The sequence below is a fragment of the Pseudomonas sp. 5P_3.1_Bac2 genome (assembly GCF_025465995.1).
In the GTDB taxonomy this organism is placed as follows: domain Bacteria; phylum Pseudomonadota; class Gammaproteobacteria; order Pseudomonadales; family Pseudomonadaceae; genus Aquipseudomonas.
In genome coordinates this window covers 294,804-313,875 of the sequence record NZ_JANLNY010000023.1, presented here as the reverse complement: position 1 = coordinate 313,875, position 19,072 = coordinate 294,804, and the positions used below count along the sequence as shown (strand labels likewise).

Here is a 19,072-nt window from a genome sequence, read left to right as displayed (position 1 = left end):
GTGCGGCCGGCACCAGGCAGTGGTCTCGGCGCTTCGGAATTATGCTCTTGCGCCGAGGCTCGCTGGGCATGTTCTTTCTCATCATGCTGGGCTTTACGCTGAGCGCGCCGAATTTTTTGACGCTGAGCAATATTGCCAATGTCTTCAGCCAAACAGCCATTCTTGGGGTTCTAGCCTTAGGCCTGACCTGCGTGATTATTGCCGGCGGCTCCAGTGTGCTGGCTGGCGGTTTGGACTTGTCGTTGGCGGCCAATCTAGGCCTGTGTGCGGCGTTGTTCAGCAGACTAAACAATGCCGCAGTGGCGCTTGATATAAGTGTATTGCTGACCCTCGGTTGCGGCCTTGCGGCTGGGCTACTAAACGGCTTGGCAGTGTTGTTGCTGCGTTTGCCGCCGTTATTGGCCACGTTGGCGAGTATGAATGTGCTGGCCGGCCTGGAATTGGTACTCAGTGAAAATACGGTAATTGCCACCGCTTCGCCTTTGCTTGAGTGGCTTAGTGAAGGCTTTTACCTCGCGGTGCCGGTACTGTCCTGGGTGCTGCTACTGAGCGCAGCTGTGTTGACATTGCTGGTGCAATATTCAGCTTATGGCCTGCGCCTCTATGCGGTGGGTGAGCACCCCCAGGCCGCTGAGGCCGCGGGTATTCGCGTGCCGTTTTATGTGCTCTCCAGCTACCTGCTGGCAGGTTTATGCGCAGCACTGGCAGCACTGTGCTCAGTGGCTTTTTTCAGTGGGAGCACCACGGGCTCTAGCGAAATGTTGCTGTCGGTAGTGGCCACGGCGTTTCTCGGGGTGGTGTTCTCTAGGCGGTTGGTCGCCAGCATTCCAGGCACCCTGTTAGCGAGCCTGCTGATCGGCTTTTTGGGTAATGGTTTTCAGCTACTGAATCTCTCGAGCTTTTGGCTTAATGGCGTGCAGGGTTTGCTGATTTTATTGGTGGTGGCTGCATCCAGTGCATTGACTCGGGGAGGGGCGCGATGAGTACGCCTTGGCTTGAGCGTAGGGCAGGGCTGTGGTGGCGCAGCGTATTGCCACTGAGCTTGCCCCTGCTGCTAGTGGGTATGGTGCTGCTATTCGCCTGGCTAGCACCAGGTTTTCTCAGCAGCGGTAACCTGAGAAGTCTGTTGCTAAACAACTTCGTTCTACTGGCCATCGTCGCCATTGGCATGACCTACGCGGTCGCTGCTGGCGGTATAGATCTGGCGGTGGGAACTGCGGTGGATTTCGCCAGCTTGAGCTTTGTACTGCTACTCAATAGCGGGTATGGATTCGGCGTGGCAATTAGCGCCGCCCTGGCGAGTGGCATATTGGTGGGGCTGGTGAATGCCGGATTAATCGTTGGACTGAACATCAGCCCCTTTCTGGCGACCCTGGGCAGTTTGTTTATCGGCACTAGCGCGCAGCAGTTGCTCTCCGATGGCGGCCAGCCGATCTACATCGTCCAGGGCGTTAAACCGGAGCTCGCAAACTTAAGTGTGTTCAGCGTGCCGCTGCCTATTCTCTGCGTGCTAGTTCTAGGCAGTGTCTATGCGTTGTTGCTAGCTCGTGGGCGTTTGGGGCGTGAGTTAGTGGCCCACGGCAGTCAGCCACTGTTGACTTATTACTCGGGGTTATCGCTTGGGCGGTTGCTGACTGCGGTCGCGCTAGCTACGGCTCTAGCCTGTGCGCTGGCGGGGATTCTGCTGAGCTCGACCGTCGGCGCCTATGTGCCGCTATCCGGCAATGCCTTCTTGCTTAACGCCATTGGTGCCGTGTTTATCGGCACGACTTTTAGTCGCAAGGGGCGAGCCAATATCGCCGGCACTCTGCTGGGGGTTTTGTTGATTAATATCATCGCCAACGGCCTGCTGTTGATCGGGTGGAATTTTTATTGGCAGCAGGTCGCCACGGGTGTGCTGATTTTTATTGTGCTGGCTTTCAGTTTCGCCAGCCGGCGTCTGTTAGTGGGGCAGTAAAGTCAGCAAAAGGAACTCCTCTGCCGGCCTGCTCTGGGCATGCCTGTACCTGCCCCCTGAGTTGAGCGCGCAAAGGGACTTTGCCCATGAAAATTACAAGCATTTATCTACTCGGCAGCGTGATCGCCACGCTTACTGGCTGTGGCAGCATCGATACGGTTTTTCGCCCGGATGCGGTGGCAAGTCAGGCGCTTAAGGATTCCCATAGCCATTGTGAAAGTGTGCCGCGTGTTTACAGTGGTGTGATGTATGACTTCTGCAGTCTGAATGCTCAGCCCCGCAGTGATATCAATAAGGACGCTGACCAAGACCTATCGATGCCTTGGCCTGTGCTTGACCTTATCTTGTCCGCTGCTGCGGATACCCTGGTACTTCCGTACACCCTCTACAGGCAGAACCAAGATGGCAGTATTGAGATTTTTCGCTGATCATCGGCGGGGTTGGGCCAGCTAATCGCTAGATCATCGCTCTGCGTCTTTACGCTATAATTCCGCCCTTTAGCTGTTTCTTGCCTAAACGAGAAATATACTTTTTCCAGGCCCTAAGCGCCTGTACGCAGACTAAAAGAGGCTAGACCTGTGGCATTGACGATCCTTGGCCTTTCTGGCGCCCTCAGTCATGACCCTTCCGCTGCGCTGTATATCGACGGCAAGCTGATTGCGGCGGCCGAAGAAGAGCGCTTTGTGCGCGACAAGCACGCGAAGAACCGCATGCCTTACGAGTCGGCCAAGTTCTGCTTGGAGCAGGCTGGTATCAAACCGTCGGATGTCGACGTAGTGGCCATCCCCTTCGCACCGATCAGCCTGTTCGGCAAAGCCCGTTGGCACTATGCCAAGCGCTACTGGTACGCACCGGACCGCGCCCTCGACGCGATTCTGATGGGCAACCGCCGCTACAAGCGCTATCGCAAGAAAATCGTCTGGTGCCTGGAGCAACTGGGCTTTGATCCGAAGAAGATCAAAATCGAGCCGGTCGAGCACCACCTCGCACACGCCTCCAGTGCCTATCACTGCTCGGGCTTTAGCGAGAAGACAGCGATCATGGGCATCGACGGTAAGGGCGAGTACGCCACCACCTTCTTTGGCTATGGCGAAAACGGCAAGATCCACAAGCTCAAAGAATTCTACGACCCGGATTCCCTGGGCGGCCTGTACGGCGCGATCACCGAATTCTTGGGCTTTGAAATGCTCGATGGCGAGTTCAAGGTCATGGGCATGGCGCCCTATGGCGATGCCAGCAAGTACGATTTCTCCCGCTTGGCCAAGTTTGAAGACGGCGAACTGGTGATCAACACCGACTACGCCAACGTCATCGGCCTGCGCCGTTACAAAGAGAAGGGCAAAGGCTTCTACTTCTCGCCAAAGCTGATCGAATGGCTGGGGCCCAAGCGCGAAGGCGATATCGCCGACGATCCGTACATCCACTACGCCGCCAGCATGCAAGCGCTGTTCGAGAAGCTGGCGCTGCAAATGATGGATTACTACCTGGGCGACATCCTCAAAGAAACTGGCAAGATCGCCTTCGCTGGCGGCTGCGCGCTGAACGTTAAGCTCAACCAGAAGATCATCGCCCGTGATGAGGTGAAGGAGCTGTTCGTTCAGCCGGCTTCCGGTGATGCCGGTACTGCGGTGGGCGCGGCGGCTTATGTGTCGCACCAGCGCGGGGTGCCGGTGGAGAAGATGGAACACGTCTATCTCGGCCCAGCCTTCAGCAACGAAGATGTGATCGCCGCCTGCGCCCGTCACCCGAGCAAGCCGGTCTGGAAACAGATCGACAACATGCCGCAGCGCATTGCCAAGATCATGGTCGATGCCAACCCGGTGGCTTGGTTCCAGGGGCGCATGGAGTTCGGTCCACGGGCATTGGGTGGGCGTTCGATCATTGGTTGCCCGAGCGTGCCGGGCGTGGCTGACCGGATCAATGAGCAGATCAAGTTCCGCGAGCGCTGGAGACCCTTCTGCCCGTCGATGCTGGACACCGTCGGCCCGCAAATGCTCAAGGTCGACCACCCGAGCCCGTTCATGACCTTCACTTTTGAAGTGAACGAAGAGTGGAAAACCCGCGTTGGCGAAGTGGTCCACGAAGACGGTACGTCGCGCGCTCAGGTGCTCAAGCGGGAATACAACCCGCGCTACTACGACATGATGCTGGAGCTGGAAAAGCTCACCGGTAATGGTGTGTCGCTCAACACCTCGCTGAACCGTCGCGGTGAGCCGATGATTTGCTCACCCACCGATGCCCTCAACATGTTCTATGGCTCGGATCTGCAGTACCTGATCATGGAAGACATCTTGGTGGTTAAGGATGGCAAGGACTGGTATGACCAGATCTAACCCCACCTTGGCCGGCGAGTGGGTGGTGCAGTTTTGCCATGGCTACGACGGCCCGTTTCTCGATTGCGCGCGGCAGTACGCCGCGCTGTTCGCCGGCACGGACTACAAGGTGTGCACGGTCTATCTGACCGGCAAGCCCAGTGCTGAGGTGGAACAGGGCTCGGCTTCGGATGAGGTGATCTTCCTCAACTACTCCAGCCGCCAGGTGCGTGGCCTCAAGCTTAAGGCCATCGCTGACTTCAAGCGTTTGGTCAGCAGTCGCCACTTTGTGTTGTGCATCGCCCACCGCGCCAAGCCGATGTATATCGCCTTGCTCGGCAGCAAACTGCCCGTGATTGGCGTGCACCACGCCTTTGGCGACTACAGCCGAGTCGGTCGCCGCCTGTTTGCCAATCTTTTTGCCAAGCGTTTGAGTCTGCTGGCCGTGTCCAACGCTGTGCGCGACGAGATCCGCACGCGTTTGCCACGTTGGCCGGCTGCACGCATTCAAACCCTGTACAACCGCATCGACATTGCGGCCCTGCAGGCTGAGCAGGTTACTCGCGCGGAGGCGCGTGAGCAGCTGGGCTTGCCGGCCGATGCTTGGGTGGTGGCGAACGTTGGGCGTCTGCATCCGGACAAGGATCAAGCCACTTTGCTCGAAGCATTCGCCCAAGCCCTGCCGCAATTGCCAGAAGGCAGCTTGTTGGTGATTTTGGGTAAGGGCCGTTTGGAGTCGGCACTGAAGACCCAAGCGCAGCAACTGGGCATCGCCCGTTCGGTGCGCTTCCTCGGCCAAGTGCCGCAGGCGCGCCGCTACTTCAAAGCCTTCGACGCGTTTGCCTTAAGTTCTGATCACGAGCCTTTCGGTATGGTTTTGCTGGAAGCGATGGTCGCAGGCGTACCGGTGATTGCCAGTAATTGTGGTGGGGCTCCGGAAGTGATCAAGGGCGCAGGGCTGTTATTCCCCTTACGCGACGCCGACAGCTTGGCCCAGGGCCTGCGCCATCTCGCGGCGTTGGATGAGGGCTTGCTGCAAGAATGCGCCGAGCGCATGCATGCGCGACTGCAGGAGAGCTTCACGGACGCGGCCGTTAGCGCCGCTTTCTGGCAGTTGCCGCAGTTGGCTAGGTTGGATGCACCGCAGCACATCGCAAACTAACACGCGTGTGAATCTGCTTGGGTCGGCCGCTGCTGTGTTTGTTCTGGGTTTGGGCGGTGTAGCGCAAAACATCGTTAGTGGCGCTGAAACTTTCGCTGAGTTCTGTCGTCTGTTTGTGGCTTTTAGCCATTAGGGCGCAGGGCTTGCCTTGCGCCTCTTCATATACGCTCTGTTGGTGTTTACCTGAATTGGCTAGGTCTTGGGCTTAAAGCTGTCGTTGCGGGCAGTTGGATTAAGGTATGACGTTGCACCAGATAAGTTGGTGCGCGTTGAAAACAGTCCTTAATTGCCGTATTTCAGGACTGTCGTTGTGAGTGCGCTGTGGGGTGTTAAGGGTTTGCTGCTGCCAAGGGCTTAGCCGCTTGCGTGTTTTTACCGGTTTTTCAGCTTGAATTAATCAACGGCCCTTAAGCTGTCAGGCCATTGCACGGCAGCACTGGCATAATCCCATGGCATAACCACATTGCCTTGGGCATGTTCCAGGATTTACTGTTTCCGGCTACTCGCCTAGCCGCATTGCTTGAACTAAACCGCTGACTAGCGTTGTTAAGGCCAGCCATTAGGCTGCCTACGTTGTACCGCAAACCGCTCAGCGACGAGTTGTTAGAGCGTGGTCAAACCGAACCATAGAGATCCACAGTGAAAGTCCTTTTTTTGGTGCAAAAAGAACAACGAGCGATCTTGGATCGTCTGTATGACGGCATTGCCGCGGCCTGCGAGTGTGATACGCGCTGGTTGAGCAGTGCTGAGCAAGATGATCTGCGCGGCTACTTTCGTCGCCATGTGCAAGTGGAAAAGTACGATCGCATCCTGTTTTTTTTGCGTTTTAAGAAAGAAATTCGCCAAGTTAGCTTTATCCGCACCCTGCCGAATCTTGTCATCCTTGAGCATGACGCTTACCAGAATTACATCCCCTGTAAGTACACCGGTAAGTTCAGTCGTCATTACCGCCAGCTGCCCTGGGCGAGAGTGATTAGTTCAGGATTCATGGTCAGTCAGCGTCTGCGCGAAGAGGGCTTTGATGCTGTATTTGTGCCTAAGGGCTATGACCAAACCCTGCTGCAAGAGCAGGCCGTAGAGCGCGATATTGAATTGGCTTTTGTGGGCAGCACCAACAGTGTGGCCTACAGCGGGCGTAAAGCGCTGCTGGATGAGTTAGGCCAAGTAGAGCCACTGGTGGTGACTCGGACTAAGTCTGGTGAAGAGTATTGCGCAACGTTGAACCGCATTCGCTTTTTCGTCAGTGCCGATGTCGGTATGGGCGAATACATGATCAAAAACTTTGAGGCGATGGCCTGTGGTTGCGTGTTGTTGGCTTACAACCAAGGCACGGCGGAGAATGAAGCATTGGGCTTCATTGATATGCACAACGTGGTGTTGTACCAAGACATCCCTGAATTGCAACGCAAATTGCAGTTGTTGCGTGCTGATGAACTCCTCGTTAAGCGCATTGCTGAAAATGGCCGCGACTTAGCCGTCAGTAAATACACTTTCGCTCGGATCGGGCAGTGGATTGTCGATGAGTTGAAAGCGCCACTGCGGCCTAGGACGCAAGTGGGTTTATTCGACCGTCTGCGTGGGTTACTCGGGTTTTGAAAAGCTGGGACCTAGGCCAAAGGACAGTCGAGCAGATGCGCGTTATTAATGTGATGTGGTCTGGTGGTGCGGCCTACACATCTGTGCTTAAGGTTCATCAGCAACTGCTGAACCAGCTTGGTCCACAAGCGCCGGTGACTACCTGGTTGCTGCAGGGCGAGGCTGGTGCCGAGCAGCAAGCTGGGGTGCACCTGTGGCATATGTCTTCGGCGCAATTAAAAGGCAGAGGATTTTGGCGTCTACTGAAGCGATGGACTCAAGCCAAATTGAGTCGTGCTTTGTCACACCAAGATGAGCAGATCATTTTGATGGATGGTTTTGGCGTAGCCCGCGTCATGCTGCCCATCGTCAAAAAATCCCCCAAACTGCGTGCCGTGATAATGGTCCATGGCACAACTCGTATCAGTCGCTCTGATCTTGACCTATTGCATTGCATCCCACGTGAGCGGTTAAGCATCGTGGCTGTCTCAGCAACCCTGGCCGAGGAGGTGCAGCAATCTTTGCCATTCCCGGTTAGGGCTATGCGCTGCGCAGTGGAGCCTAAGGCATACATTAGCCAACTGCTTAGCCGTCAGGAGGCGCGCAGCCAGCTGGGTCTACCGCAGGATGATACGCCCGTGATTGGGGCGGTAGGGCGTCTAGTCGATACTAAGGGCTTTAGTTGTTTAATCGAGGCGTATAGCCGGGCTTTGTCTCAGCAGCCAAGGTTGCGCTTGGTCATCTTGGGCGAGGGATCCCAGCGTCGGCAGTTGCAAATGCTGATTGAGCAGCATGGGCTGCTTGGAAAGGTGCTATTGCCGGGGCATGTGCCCCACGTCACTCAGCTCTATCGTGCCTTTGATTGGGTGGCTATCCCGTCGGAGCAGGAGGGACTTGGGTTGATTTTACAAGAAGCTGTGATCGCCTCCGTGCCGGTTATAGCGAGCGATTTGCCGGTGTTCGTCGAGCAATTGGGGGTTGCCGGCCACTATGTGCCCATCAATGATTGCGCGGCATGGGCCGAGGCAATCTGCACCGCGTTGGGGCGTTCTGCGTTGACGGTTGCTAAACAGCAATACCTGGCGCTAGCGCCCGAGCAGTCGTGGCAGAACTTTCAGCAAACAGCCAAGGCCTTGTTAGGTCCTCGTCAGTAGGGCTTGTTCTAAGGCATGCATGGGGAAGTCATCAAGCTTCTCCCTCGCGATATAACCCGCAAAATGCTGCAGATTGCGTTTGACCAGTTTGCGCGGTAAAGCTCTGCGCAGAAAACGCATGTCTGCTACGTCGATGAGTCCAAGCTGCTGCTCTGGTGTCAGCACAATGTTGCCCAGATGCAGCGAGCGAAAATAGATGCCGCTGCTATGCAGGCCACGAATCAAACCGGCTAGCTTGGGAAGCCAGTTAGCCCAGTCGAAATCTTCTTGGTCGGCAATCTGGCGCAGGGTCTTACCAGGCAGTGGTTGATACCGCACAGCGGTTAGTGTTGGGGTATCCAGCTGGTAGAAATCCATTACCTTTAGTGTGGGCACTCCAAGTGACGCGAGGCGTTTGGCGTTTTCAATAAAGCGTTTGGAGTAAGGTTTGAGTAGGGCTGATGATAAAAAACGCTTACGTCTAAATAGTTTGAGAATATTCCCATCCCGAAGCAGGTAAACTTTTGGCCCGTGGCTGTCCGCCTCCAGTAGTTTGGCGCCTTCAATCATCTGGTTTAAAGCAGCTTGCGTCAGCTTGGAGCATTGCATCGTCGGAGCCTTGTAGTCGTTGCGGGTGCATAAGCAAGCAATGATGCCCAAAAGTTTAAGTTTTAACCATGCAGGAGAAATCTTAGTGCCTTGTAGCAAGTTGGTAGTGCCGCCCCACCGCTGGATGCAGTTGTGGCTAGGCCTTGGGTTGTTCTGGTTCTTGCTGGCAATTGCACTTGCACCGAGCAACAAGCTGTACCAGCAGGGAATGATCGCCTTCGTGTGGTTGCCAGCCTTGCTTGTGATTTGGCCTCAGCGTGATCGCCTTGTGGAGGTCTGGCGTGCCCAGCGCGGGCTTTGCATTGCGTTGTTAGCCCTAGGTGCATGGGCTGGGTTGTCCTTGCTGTGGACCCAAGAAGATCAGGTCGTGCGCGAGTTTAAGCGGCTTTTTTACATCGCCTTGTTCCTTGCGTTATTTCCCGTGCTGGCTAACGGCGACCCCCAGCGCCTGATCCGTTGTATGCAGTGGGCCGGTGTAGGGTTAGCAGGGATTGCCCTTTGGTCGATTGTTCAGTTTTACGTTCTCGCAGGGAATTCTTGGCTAGCTCGAATGGAGGGGATGGGGCGACTGAGTCATCCGATCCTCGGCGGATATGTGATCGGCTTGGCAGCCGTGTGGATGATGCATTGGACGCCGTCATCACGGGCCTTACAGGTGCTGTGGGGCGTGTGCTTGGTGTTTCTCGCCAGCTTTGTGTTGTTGTGCCAGAGTCGCGGCGCGGGCTTAGCCCTGCTATTTACGGCGCTGGTTATGCCCGTCTGGCGGCGAGATCGCTATAGCTTGCTGGTGTCCGCCATGGCAGTGCTGGTCATATTGGCGGCTTGGCTGTGCTTTGAGCCATTGCTTATGGCGCGTGGGGTTTCGTATCGACCGCAAATCTTTATGGCCAGTTTGGACATGATTGCAGCGCACCCATGGCTGGGGCTGGGGATGGGCGCCAATTATGTGGTGTCAGCTGATGCTCAGTTTTTTGATCATGCGCATAATTTGTTCACTCACGTCGGCATTGAGCTGGGTTTGCCGGGGATATTGCTCTGGGCGCTGGTCTGGCTTTTAGTGCTGCGCTATGCCTGGCAGGCGCGTGCTTGCGGGTATGGGCAAGGCTTGATCGGTATTTGGCTATTTTCTTTCTTGGCGATGCAGTTCGATGCGGCCAGTTTGACCGGAACCCCGAGGCCTGAGTGGTTTATCAGCTGGTTACCGGTCGGCCTGGCGACTGTTTTGACCTGGGTGCGGGCCTCCCAACCAGGTGTGATAAAATCGCATGCCCCATCTAACCTGTGAGTTTGACAATGAGTGACGCGCCGCTCGCTACGAGCAAAGATTCCGGTCTGAAAATCTACCTGCGTCTGCTCTCATACGTTCGTCCTTATGTGTTGTTGTTTGCGCTGAGCATCTTTGGCTTTTTGATTTTTGCTGCGACTCAGCCAATGCTGGGCTATATCCTCAAGTATTTTGTCGATGGCCTGAGTAATCCAGAGAGCAGCCTGTTTTCCGGCGTCCCCTATCTTAAGGACTGGCCATGGTTAGCCCAGCTTAAGCTGCTCCAAGCGGTGCCATTACTGATCGTCATGATTGCGCTGTGGCAAGGTATCGGCTCATTTCTGGGTAACTACTTCTTGGCCAAGGTTTCCTTGGGCTTGGTCCACGACTTACGTCTGGCCTTGTTCAATAACCTGCTGACGTTGCCTAACCGCTACTACGACACGCATAACTCGGGCCACCTGATCTCACGCATTACCTATAACGTAACCATGGTTACCGGGGCGGCTACTGATGCGATCAAGGTGGTGGTGCGTGAAGGCATGACGGTGATTTTCCTGTTCGCCACGCTGTTGATGATGAACTGGAAACTGACCATGGTCATGATCGCGATCCTGCCTTTGATTGGCTGGATGGTCACGACTGCGAGCAAGAAATTCCGTAAGCAAAGTAAGAAAATTCAGGTCTCCATGGGTGATGTCACCCATGTATCGTCTGAGGCGATTCAGGGTTATAGGGTGATGCGCAGCTTTGGCGGCGAAACCTATGAGCAGCAGCGTTTCCTGAGCGCTAGCAGCAGTAACCGCGATAAACAATTGCGTATGACCAAAACCGGGGCGATCTATACGCCGATGCTGCAACTGGTGATTTACAGCGCCATGGCAGTGTTGATGTTCTTGGTCTTGTTTATGCGTGGTGACGCTTCAGCTGGCGATCTGGTGGCCTATATCACCTTGGCCGGCTTGCTGCCTAAGCCCATTCGTCAATTATCGGAAGTGAGCTCGACTGTGCAAAAAGGGCTGGCCGGTGCCGAGAGCATCTTCGAGCAGTTGGATGAGCTGCCTGAGTTGGATCAGGGCACGGTTGAGCGTGAGCGGGTGGTTGGCCGACTGGAAGTGCGTGGCCTGAGCTACAGCTATCCAGGCACTGAGAAGCAGGTGCTCAACGATATTTCCTTCGTTGCTGAGCCTGGACAGATGGTGGCGTTGGTCGGGCGCTCCGGCAGCGGTAAGTCGACCCTGGCGAGTTTGATCCCACGCTTTTATCAGCATGAGCAAGGGCAGATCCTGCTGGATGATCTCGGCATCGAGCAGTACCGCCTGCGTAACCTGCGTCAGCACATCGCCTTGGTTACTCAGCACGTGGTGCTGTTTAACGACACCATCACCAACAACATCGCCTATGGCGACTTAGCCGATGCCAGTGCCGAGCAGGTCCGCCAGGCCGCTGAAGAAGCCTACGCCGCTGAGTTTATCGACAAGCTGCCAGAGGGTTATGACACCCAAGTCGGTGAAAACGGTGTGCTACTTTCTGGCGGTCAGCGTCAGCGTCTGGCGATTGCCCGGGCTCTGTTGAAAAACGCACCGCTGCTGATTCTCGACGAGGCCACTTCGGCGCTGGATACCGAATCTGAACGGCATATTCAAGGCGCGCTGGATGAGGTGATGAAGGGGCGTACGACCTTGGTTATTGCTCACCGCCTGAGCACCATCGAGAAAGCCGATTTGATCCTGGTCATGGATCAGGGGCAAATCGTCGAACGTGGTACCCACGATCAACTGCTAGCCCTCAATGGCTATTACGCCCGCCTGCATGCCCACGACTTTGCCGAGGACGCGCCGGAGTCTAAGGCTTGATCCTAAGCCATCTGCGGGTCTGGCGTGAACAAGGCTGGACCCCTATTGATGCCACCAGCTATGCCGAGGCCTGGCAGCGTTATGGCGGCAGTGTCGCCAGCCACCCGCAAGTGGTCGAGCGCTTGGCCGATCTGGCCGGAATTGCGGTGCGTTATCTCGGCTGGTTTGAGCAAGGCCAATTGCTCGCCGCCATGCCTACCTGGGGCCGCCATCTGGCCCTGTCCAAAGATGTCCTGAAACGCCAGGGCAAACGCGGGCTGTTTGATCTGGGCAATGCCGAGATCATCTTGCCCGTGGCTGATGAGGTGCAGGTAAATCTGCGCCATCGGGCGCGTTATCTATCGCCGCTGATGGACGGTCGTGTCAAGACGCTGCGCGCGCAAGCCGAAGGCTTGGCCTTGGCTCGCGAGCCAGAGCAGTACAGTAAAAAATTCCGCTATAACCAGCGTCGTGAACAGCGCTTGCTGGAGGAGGCCGGTGGCGTGGTTCGGTCTATGCTTGAGCTCACTGCCGAGGAGCAAGCAGCGGTGTATGCCGAGCTGTTCGAGCGACGTTGGGGGTTCGCCGCCACGGGTAAAGCGCATCTGGCAGAAGTATTTGCGTTGTTGCGCGAATTTATGACCGGCTCGCTGATCTATTTGAATGACGCACCAGTGGCTGTTCAGGTTTTGTACAGGGTGGTTGCACCACACTGGGTCAGCCTGGAATACATCAACGGTGGTGTTGATCCACAGAATCGCGAGTTTAGCCCCGGCAGTGTGCTGAGCTTTATCAACACACAGAACGCTTGGGCCGAAGCGCGCGCTTTGGGTAAACCGTTGCGTTATTCCTTCGGGCGAGCGGACCGCGAATATAAAGATCGTTGGTGTAATAAAGTACCCGTCTATCAGGTTTAATCATGTTGGCACGCAAGCAGGCTTTGCTGAAGCGGCACCGTCGTAACAAGCGAATTGGTGTGGTGATTGCTCTAATTGTGATTGTGTCAGTGGGACTTGAGCTCAGTTTTTGCCTAGACCCGATATTACTGCTGTTGGCTTGGATCGCGCATGAAGCCTGGTTTGCTGACCATTTGTTTTACTCCCCGCGGGATGATTATCACTATGAGTTCCCGCCCACTGCCGAAGTGAGCGCCGGACGCATTGAAGGTGATTATCTCTGGCTGGGTGGTGACTTCAGCACATTTGATACCCTGATTCTGCGCGTGCAGGCGAAGTCCACCTGGTTCGGCCGCTGGTTCGATCCCTATGTGCAAATTGGCGCTGACCGGCAGTATTTGGAGCGCGGTGTCGATGGCCAGCGCTACCTCAATCTGTCGGGTAAAGGCCACCTGGTCGGCTCCGGCAAGCTATTGATACGCGGGCATCATTGCCATGTGTCTGGGCAAGTCAGTCTGTATGCGATGCGTAACCCCGACTACAGCCAGCAACGCGTGTTGGTTATCGCGCCCCATGCTGATGATGCTGAACTGGCCGCATTCGGTCTGTATAGCCAAGCCAAGGATGCCAGCATCATCACCATTACCCAGGGTGAGATCGAGGCCAGCAGTTACGAAAGTCTCGGCCTGGATAAGGCCTCAGCGGCTTGTTTTAAAGGCCGTTTACGCGCGTGGAGCAGTATCGCAGTACCGCTGTGGGGCGGTGTGCCCCAGCGGCAGTGCGTGCAGTTGGGCTACTACTGCCTACAGCTGCCGTCGATGCAGGCGCAGCCCGAGCAGGCCCTTGGTTCGCGGGAGTCGGGGCAGGCCGACATCCGCAGTGTGCGTTGGGCTAACCCGTTGCAGTTGCCGGGTGATAGTGATGGCGTGCCGAGCTGGCACAACTTGGTCGCTGATCTGGTCGCGGTGCTGGAGCACTATCAGCCCGATGTGGTGGTCACGCCGCACCCTGATCTAGACCCCCATGGTGATCATGTCGCCAGCACCTATGCTTTGCTCGAGGCCTTGGCGCAAAGCTCGGTGAAAGTGAAAACCATGCTGATGTATGCCAATCACCTGCATGACAATGACCGCTGGCCCATGGGCCCTGCAGGCTGTGGCATTGCTTTGCCACCGGCGATTGAACCGTTGCCGGCCGATCAACTCTGGTGCCCGACTTTAACCAGCGCTAAGCAGTTGGATAAAGCCATGGCCATGGCCATGCAGCCTGATTTGCAACGCCCCTTGAATCTCAAGCACCGGGTGCGTCGGTTGATCCAGCATTATTTGGCTGGGCGGCGTTGGCCCCGCACCGGTGCCGATGAGTTCTTTCGCAAGGCGGTGCGCCGCCATGAGCTGTTTTGGGTGCGTAACCTCAATCAATAGCATGGGGCTGACTGTTGCCTGCACGATGGTATGATCCGCAGGTTTTTACTGCTGTTTTCGGAGTGTTTATGAAATTGTCCATGCCACGTTTCGACCAAGCCGCCGTGCTGGTGGTTGGCGATGTGATGCTCGATCGTTATTGGCATGGCGATACCTCGCGGATTTCGCCGGAAGCGCCGGTGCCGGTGGTGCGGGTGGGGGAGGTTGAAGACCGGCCAGGCGGTGCCGCCAACGTGGCGCTGAATATCGTTGCCTTGGGCGCCCCGGCCATTTTGGTCGGCGTCACCGGTGCCGATGAAGCGGCCGAGAGCCTGCGTAACAGCTTGCAGGCGGTGGGCGTAACGCCGCTGTTCCAGGTGATTAAAGAACAACCGACCATCGTTAAGCTGCGGGTGATGAGCCGTAACCAGCAGTTGCTGCGCATGGATTTTGAAGAGCCGTTTCGCACCGATAACGCGGCGCTGTTGGCCCAGGTCGAGAGTCAGTTGGACGCCGTTAAGGTGTTGGTGCTGTCGGATTACGGCAAAGGCGCGCTGCAAAACCATCAGGCTTTGGTGCAGGCTGCGCGGTCCAAAGGCATCACGGTGCTGGCCGATCCTAAGGGCAAAGATTTTTCCATCTATCGCGGCGCCAGTCTGATTACCCCCAACCTCCATGAGTTTGAAGCCATTGTCGGCGCCTGCCGCGATGAAGCCGAGCTGGTGCGTAAAGGCTTGGCGTTGCTGACAGAACTTGAGCTCGGCGCACTGCTGGTAACCCGTGGTGAGCACGGCATGAGTCTGCTGCGTGCCGACCATGAGCCGCTGCACCTGCCGGCGCGGGCGCGGGAAGTGTTTGATGTGACCGGCGCCGGCGACACGGTTATTTCCACCCTGGCTGCTTGCTTGGCCGCTGGTGAGCCGCTGGAAAACGCCGTGGCCCTGGCCAACCTCGCCGCCAGTATCGTGGTCGGTAAGCTTGGCACCGCCAGCATCAGTCCTGCTGAATTGCGCCGCGCCATGCAGCGCGAGGCCGGTAGCCAAAGCGGTGCGTTGGATTTAGAGCAACTGCTGCTGGCGGTGGAAGATGCCCGCGCCCATGGTGAATCCATTGTGTTCACCAATGGGTGCTTCGACATCCTCCATGCCGGTCACGTGACTTATTTGGAGCAGGCCCGTGCCCAAGGTGATCGCCTTGTGCTGGCGGTCAACGATGACGCCTCTGTGAGCCGCTTGAAGGGCCCGCAGCGGCCGATCAACAGCGTCGATCGGCGCATGGCGGTACTCGCCGGTTTGGGCGCCGTGGATTGGGTGGTGAGCTTTAGCGAAGACACTCCAGAGAACCTGCTGCGGGCCATCAAGCCCGATGTGCTGGTCAAGGGCGGTGACTACAGCATCGACCAAGTGGTCGGCGCTGATATCGTCACATCCTATGGCGGTGAAGTGCGGGTGCTGGGCCTGGTGGAAAACAGCTCGACCACCGCCATTGTCGAAAAAATCCGCAAAACCTAAGCGCGCTGGATTCGCCCTCTGATGGCGATTGGATGGCGGCAGCCGGGCTGCCGCTATCCACCTAGACCGCTTTTTGCCGCGTCTTGCCCAGTTGCTGCTGAGCCTGCCAGTCGCGCCAACGGATGCGCTCCTCGCGCACCAGCCAGCCATCCTGCGCTGCAAAGCTTTCTGATAGCCACAGGCCGCGAGTGCTGGCTGGGTGCAGTTGGCCCTGCTTTAGGGTCAGCAGTTCGTTAGTGGGCACGCCGTGTTGCAGTGGCAACAGAAACAGGTCGGGACGGCGCCGATTCAAGCGTGCCAGCAATTGGCCGTCGATTACTTCTTCATCGACATGCAGCAGGCTCAGTTGACGCACCTCTTTGGGCAGCTCCAGGCGCAGGTCATAAACCAGCTGCAGCGAGGCGGTGGGCAGGTGCACGTAGGCCCGTGGTCGTTCTAACAAGCGCAAGGCGCCGCAATGCACTTGGCGCGCGGCACCGGAAAGAGCGCTGAGGCTGAAATGACTGTGTTGTCGGTAGCGCAAGCTGGCTTGATAGGGCGTCGGCAGCCAGGTGTCGGCAAAGCGCCCGCTCAGCCATCCCTCGGGGGTTTCCAGCAGGCACTCCTCCGCCACTTCTTGCAGGGCCGTGTGCAGCGGCAGATTCACTTCGTGGCTGGGCACGTAACCGGAAATCAGCTTGAGCACCACATCGCCGCGATCCGCTCGCCGTTGCCGCACCAATACCCAGTAATCGCGGCCTTGCCAGCTTAGGGTCAGGCGCACAGAAACGCCTAAGTTGGCCAGTTCCACGGCAAAGCGCTGACTGTCCGGGACGTCGATGGCCTTACGCTTGTCCAGCAACTGCTTGAAGCTGAGAGGCATGCCGATGGCCTGATAGGTCAGGCTTTCGGCGCTGGCCTCAACAAACAGTTGGCTGCTGGTGAATAGGCTTGGGTCTTTGCGGGCTAGGATGCGCGGCATAGTCACCTCTGGCTGCTAAAGCTTGGGCCAGACAGCTTGGCACAAGTCGGCTGGACCTGCCTGCTCAGGCAATATCTTGCAGCACAGCCGCCGCCGTGGCGACGTTGTGCGCCAGATGAACGGGGTTGATGGTGCCGATAATCGCACTGCTGGTGGCCGGGTGAGCGAAGATCAGTTCAAAGCTGGCGCGCACCGGATCCACACCATCCAAGCACACGTGGCCGCTGGCCAGAGCCTTCTTGATCAGGATGCCTTTGCCCAACTGCTGCGCGGCATCCAGCACCGGCAGTTCGCCTTGCTCATTGAGGTTATAGGTGACCATGGCGCAGTCGCCTTGGGCCAAGGCCAGCAGGCCGCCCTCGACGGTTTTACCGGACAGGCCAAAACCGCGGATTTTGCCTTCGCGCTTCAGCTCAGCGAGGGTTTCATAAACACCGCTGTCGCGCAGGATGGCCACATCGTTGCCGTCGGAGTGCACCAGCACTAGGTCGATAAAATCGGTCTCCAGGCGCTTGAGGCTGCGTTCCACCGAAAGGCGGGTGTGTGCCGGCGTAAAGTCAAAGTGCGACTGACCGTTATCGAACTCCTCACCGACCTTACTGACGATCACCCAATCCTGGCGTTGACCACGCAGCAGCGGGCCTAGGCGGGTTTCGCTGGTGCCATAGGCCGGCGCGGTGTCGATCAGGTTGATCCCCAAATCGCGGGCTTGGGCCAGCAGACTACGGGCGGCAGCGTCATCGGGGATGGTAAAGCCGTTGGGGTATTTCACCCCTTGATCGCGGCCCAGCTTGACCGTGCCTAGGCCCAGCGGCGAGACCAGAATCTCGCTGCTGCCTAAGGGGCGATGCAGGTTGTGCAGGGATTGCTTCAAAACAGTTCCTCCCACACCGGTTTGGCCACCGCCGGCTGCGGACCAGCGGGCAGCGCAGAATGTTGGCCAGGACGGATGCCATCGCGGGCAAATTGGGCCAGCACGCGCTCGGCAAAGTCTGGCGCCAGGGCCAGTTTGGTCGGCCAGCCCACCAGCAGCTTGCCTTGTACATGTACGAAGGCGTTGTCCGGACGCACCAGGCCTGACTGCGCTGGCTCAGCGCGCTCGACCCGTAAGGTGGCCCACTGCGCTTGGCTCAGATCGACCCACGGCAGCAAGTCGGCCAGTTCTTTTTGCGCGGCTTTGATTTGTCCGGCTTCGTCGCGGGCCACGCCATCGGCTTCCGCCAGGTCGCCGCCTAAGTACCACACCCACTGGCCATCGCTGGCCGGATGGGTGGTGATGGTCACTCGCGGCTTTGGTCCGCCGCCCAAGCAGTGGGCGTACAGCGGTTTCAGCGTCGGTGCCTTCACCAGCACCATATGCAGTGGCCGCAGTTGCTGGGCCGGTTGGCTTAAACCCAGGCGCTGCAACAGTTCGGCATTGGCGCGGCCGGCGCTTAAGACTATGCGTTGGGCGCGGATGGCCTGGCCGTCGATGGTCAGTCCGGCCAGCTGGCCCTCTTCGAGCAGCGGTTGAATATCTTGGGCGGCCAGCAGGCTGCCTTCGGCCAAGTCGCTCAGGCGCTGGATCAGGCTCGGCACGTCAAGCACCAGCTCGGCTAGGCGATAGACTTTGCCTTTGAATTTGGGGTGTTGCAGCGCTGGCGGCAGTTGTTCGCCTTTGACCTGATCAACCCGGCCGCGCACCGCCTTGCTGGCGAAGAAGCTGCTGATATTGCCCGCCAAGCTGCCGGGGGACCACAGGTAATGGGCGTCGGAGAGCAGACGCACGCCGCGCAGGTCGACTTCACCGCTGCCGGCCAGGGCCTCGCGCCAGCGCTTGGGCATTTCGGCGATGGCTTCGCTGGCGCCGGTCAACGCGCCATGCAGGGCGTATTTGGCGCCGCCATGGATGATGCCTTGGGATTTCACACTCTGCCCGCCGCCTAAGCTGGCGTTTTCTACTAGCAGGGTAGCGAACCCCTGGTGGCGCAGGCGGGCATTTAGCCAGAGGCCGGCAATACCGCCGCCAACGATCAATACATCAGTGCTCAACGCCTGGGTCATGCAGGTCTCTCACCGGGAAAACAGCCGGCAGTATAACCCGCGTGTGCCTGCGCGCCTGCTTTCGGTCAATGACCGGTGCTATGGGAGAACAATTGAATGACCACCACGCCGCACACAATCAGGCCCATGCCGATGATCGCTGGCCAGTCTAGGCGCTGGTCGTAGAGGACTACGGCGGCAATGCTCACCGCGACAATGCCCAGACCTGCCCAGATGGCGTAAGCGATCCCCACCGGGATGGTTTTCACCACCAAACTCAACATCCAGAACGAGATGCAGTAGCCCACCACCACTAAAATCAACGGCAGCGGTTTGCTGAAGCCTTGCAAGGCCTTCATCGACGATGTGGCGATGACTTCGGCCACAATGGCGATCGCCAAGTATAGGTAGCTGCTCATGGGGAAACTCCTA

Annotated in this window: 17 protein-coding genes; 12 read left to right on the top strand and 5 right to left on the bottom strand. The window is 57.5% G+C overall.

The window, feature by feature from the left end:
- Positions 1 to 41: 41 nt before the first annotated feature.
- The 7 genes from NTD81_RS14545 to NTD81_RS14515 all read left to right on the top strand — a co-directional run bounded on the left by NTD81_RS14545 (position 42) and on the right by NTD81_RS14515 (position 8,160).
- Positions 42 to 983 carry an ABC transporter permease gene (locus NTD81_RS14545; protein WP_262183318.1) on the top strand — a complete coding sequence of 314 codons (942 nt, stop codon included), beginning with the start codon at positions 42 to 44 and terminating at the stop codon, positions 981 to 983.
- On the top strand, positions 980 to 1,957 hold the full coding sequence (locus NTD81_RS14540; RefSeq protein ID WP_262183316.1) for an ABC transporter permease: 978 nt from the start codon (positions 980 to 982) through the stop codon (positions 1,955 to 1,957). The genes NTD81_RS14545 and NTD81_RS14540 overlap by 4 nt, the downstream gene beginning before the upstream one ends.
- A gap of 86 nt (positions 1,958 to 2,043) precedes the next feature.
- Complete coding sequence (locus NTD81_RS14535) at positions 2,044 to 2,385, top strand: YceK/YidQ family lipoprotein (protein WP_262183315.1); 342 nt, start codon at positions 2,044 to 2,046, stop codon at positions 2,383 to 2,385.
- A gap of 150 nt (positions 2,386 to 2,535) precedes the next feature.
- The gene (locus NTD81_RS14530; RefSeq protein WP_262183314.1) at positions 2,536 to 4,290 is read left to right on the top strand and encodes a carbamoyltransferase; all 1,755 of its coding nucleotides are present in this window, start codon (positions 2,536 to 2,538) and stop codon (positions 4,288 to 4,290) included.
- Positions 4,277 to 5,431 (top strand): glycosyltransferase, encoded by a 1,155-nt coding sequence (locus tag NTD81_RS14525; RefSeq protein WP_262183313.1) that lies wholly within the window; start codon positions 4,277 to 4,279, stop codon positions 5,429 to 5,431. The genes NTD81_RS14530 and NTD81_RS14525 overlap by 14 nt, the downstream gene beginning before the upstream one ends.
- A 639-nt stretch (positions 5,432 to 6,070) precedes the next feature.
- Positions 6,071 to 7,027: a glycosyltransferase gene (locus NTD81_RS14520; RefSeq protein WP_262183312.1), complete on the top strand. Its 957-nt coding sequence runs from the start codon at positions 6,071 to 6,073 to the stop codon at positions 7,025 to 7,027.
- A gap of 35 nt (positions 7,028 to 7,062) precedes the next feature.
- Entirely contained in the window at positions 7,063 to 8,160 is a 1,098-nt protein-coding gene (locus NTD81_RS14515; RefSeq protein WP_262183311.1) for a glycosyltransferase, read from the top strand.
- On the opposite strand, the gene NTD81_RS14510 is transcribed toward NTD81_RS14515, so the two are convergent.
- Entirely contained in the window at positions 8,143 to 8,748 is a 606-nt protein-coding gene (locus NTD81_RS14510; protein ID WP_262183310.1) for a toluene tolerance protein, read from the bottom strand. The genes NTD81_RS14515 and NTD81_RS14510 overlap by 18 nt on opposite strands.
- A 40-nt stretch (positions 8,749 to 8,788) precedes the next feature.
- On the opposite strand from NTD81_RS14510, the gene NTD81_RS14505 reads away from it, so the two are divergent.
- The 5 genes from NTD81_RS14505 (at position 8,789) to hldE (ending at position 15,657) form a co-directional block, all read left to right on the top strand.
- Positions 8,789 to 10,033 carry an O-antigen ligase family protein gene (locus tag NTD81_RS14505; RefSeq protein ID WP_410017161.1) on the top strand — a complete coding sequence of 415 codons (1,245 nt, stop codon included), beginning with the start codon at positions 8,789 to 8,791 and terminating at the stop codon, positions 10,031 to 10,033.
- A gap of 8 nt (positions 10,034 to 10,041) precedes the next feature.
- Positions 10,042 to 11,868 carry a lipid A export permease/ATP-binding protein MsbA gene (msbA, locus tag NTD81_RS14500; RefSeq protein ID WP_262183309.1) on the top strand — a complete coding sequence of 609 codons (1,827 nt, stop codon included), beginning with the start codon at positions 10,042 to 10,044 and terminating at the stop codon, positions 11,866 to 11,868.
- Complete coding sequence (locus NTD81_RS14495) at positions 11,868 to 12,764, top strand: antimicrobial resistance protein Mig-14 (RefSeq protein ID WP_262183547.1); 897 nt, start codon at positions 11,868 to 11,870, stop codon at positions 12,762 to 12,764. The genes msbA and NTD81_RS14495 overlap by 1 nt, the downstream gene beginning before the upstream one ends.
- A 2-nt stretch (positions 12,765 to 12,766) precedes the next feature.
- Positions 12,767 to 14,167 carry a PIG-L deacetylase family protein gene (locus NTD81_RS14490; RefSeq protein ID WP_262183308.1) on the top strand — a complete coding sequence of 467 codons (1,401 nt, stop codon included), beginning with the start codon at positions 12,767 to 12,769 and terminating at the stop codon, positions 14,165 to 14,167.
- Between the two features lie 68 nt (positions 14,168 to 14,235).
- Positions 14,236 to 15,657 carry a bifunctional D-glycero-beta-D-manno-heptose-7-phosphate kinase/D-glycero-beta-D-manno-heptose 1-phosphate adenylyltransferase HldE gene (gene hldE / locus NTD81_RS14485; protein WP_262183307.1) on the top strand — a complete coding sequence of 474 codons (1,422 nt, stop codon included), beginning with the start codon at positions 14,236 to 14,238 and terminating at the stop codon, positions 15,655 to 15,657.
- A 61-nt stretch (positions 15,658 to 15,718) separates the two neighbouring features.
- On the opposite strand, the gene NTD81_RS14480 is transcribed toward hldE, so the two are convergent.
- From NTD81_RS14480 to NTD81_RS14465, 4 genes are all read right to left on the bottom strand, one after another.
- A complete protein-coding gene (locus tag NTD81_RS14480) occupies positions 15,719 to 16,618 on the bottom strand; it encodes a metal ABC transporter ATPase (RefSeq protein ID WP_262183306.1) in 900 nt (299 codons plus the stop codon).
- A gap of 64 nt (positions 16,619 to 16,682) precedes the next feature.
- The gene (locus NTD81_RS14475) at positions 16,683 to 17,492 is read right to left on the bottom strand and encodes an aldo/keto reductase (protein ID WP_262183305.1); all 810 of its coding nucleotides are present in this window, start codon (positions 17,490 to 17,492) and stop codon (positions 16,683 to 16,685) included.
- Positions 17,489 to 18,661 (bottom strand): NAD(P)/FAD-dependent oxidoreductase, encoded by a 1,173-nt coding sequence (locus NTD81_RS14470; RefSeq protein ID WP_262183304.1) that lies wholly within the window; start codon positions 18,659 to 18,661, stop codon positions 17,489 to 17,491. The genes NTD81_RS14475 and NTD81_RS14470 overlap by 4 nt, the downstream gene beginning before the upstream one ends.
- A gap of 65 nt (positions 18,662 to 18,726) precedes the next feature.
- Positions 18,727 to 19,059: a DMT family transporter gene (locus tag NTD81_RS14465; protein WP_262183302.1), complete on the bottom strand. Its 333-nt coding sequence runs from the start codon at positions 19,057 to 19,059 to the stop codon at positions 18,727 to 18,729.
- Positions 19,060 to 19,072 lie beyond the last annotated feature (13 nt).

What these genes read in the sequence shown, in the direction of transcription:
- NTD81_RS14545 (WP_262183318.1), top strand. Translation starts at nt 42, where the DNA reads ATGCTCTTGCGCCGAGGCTCGCTGGGCATGTTCTTTCTCATCATGCTG.
- NTD81_RS14540 (WP_262183316.1), top strand. Translation starts at nt 980, where the DNA reads ATGAGTACGCCTTGGCTTGAGCGTAGGGCAGGGCTGTGGTGGCGCAGC.
- NTD81_RS14535 (WP_262183315.1), top strand. Translation starts at nt 2,044, where the DNA reads ATGAAAATTACAAGCATTTATCTACTCGGCAGCGTGATCGCCACGCTT.
- NTD81_RS14525 (WP_262183313.1), top strand. Translation starts at nt 4,277, where the DNA reads ATGACCAGATCTAACCCCACCTTGGCCGGCGAGTGGGTGGTGCAGTTT.
- NTD81_RS14515 (WP_262183311.1), top strand. Translation starts at nt 7,063, where the DNA reads ATGCGCGTTATTAATGTGATGTGGTCTGGTGGTGCGGCCTACACATCT.
- NTD81_RS14510 (WP_262183310.1), bottom strand. Translation starts at nt 8,748, where the DNA reads ATGCAATGCTCCAAGCTGACGCAAGCTGCTTTAAACCAGATGATTGAA.
- NTD81_RS14505 (WP_410017161.1), top strand. Translation starts at nt 8,789, where the DNA reads ATGATGCCCAAAAGTTTAAGTTTTAACCATGCAGGAGAAATCTTAGTG.
- msbA (WP_262183309.1), top strand. Translation starts at nt 10,042, where the DNA reads ATGAGTGACGCGCCGCTCGCTACGAGCAAAGATTCCGGTCTGAAAATC.
- NTD81_RS14490 (WP_262183308.1), top strand. Translation starts at nt 12,767, where the DNA reads ATGTTGGCACGCAAGCAGGCTTTGCTGAAGCGGCACCGTCGTAACAAG.
- hldE (WP_262183307.1), top strand. Translation starts at nt 14,236, where the DNA reads ATGAAATTGTCCATGCCACGTTTCGACCAAGCCGCCGTGCTGGTGGTT.
- NTD81_RS14480 (WP_262183306.1), bottom strand. Translation starts at nt 16,618, where the DNA reads ATGCCGCGCATCCTAGCCCGCAAAGACCCAAGCCTATTCACCAGCAGC.
- NTD81_RS14470 (WP_262183304.1), bottom strand. Translation starts at nt 18,661, where the DNA reads ATGACCCAGGCGTTGAGCACTGATGTATTGATCGTTGGCGGCGGTATT.
- NTD81_RS14465 (WP_262183302.1), bottom strand. Translation starts at nt 19,059, where the DNA reads ATGAGCAGCTACCTATACTTGGCGATCGCCATTGTGGCCGAAGTCATC.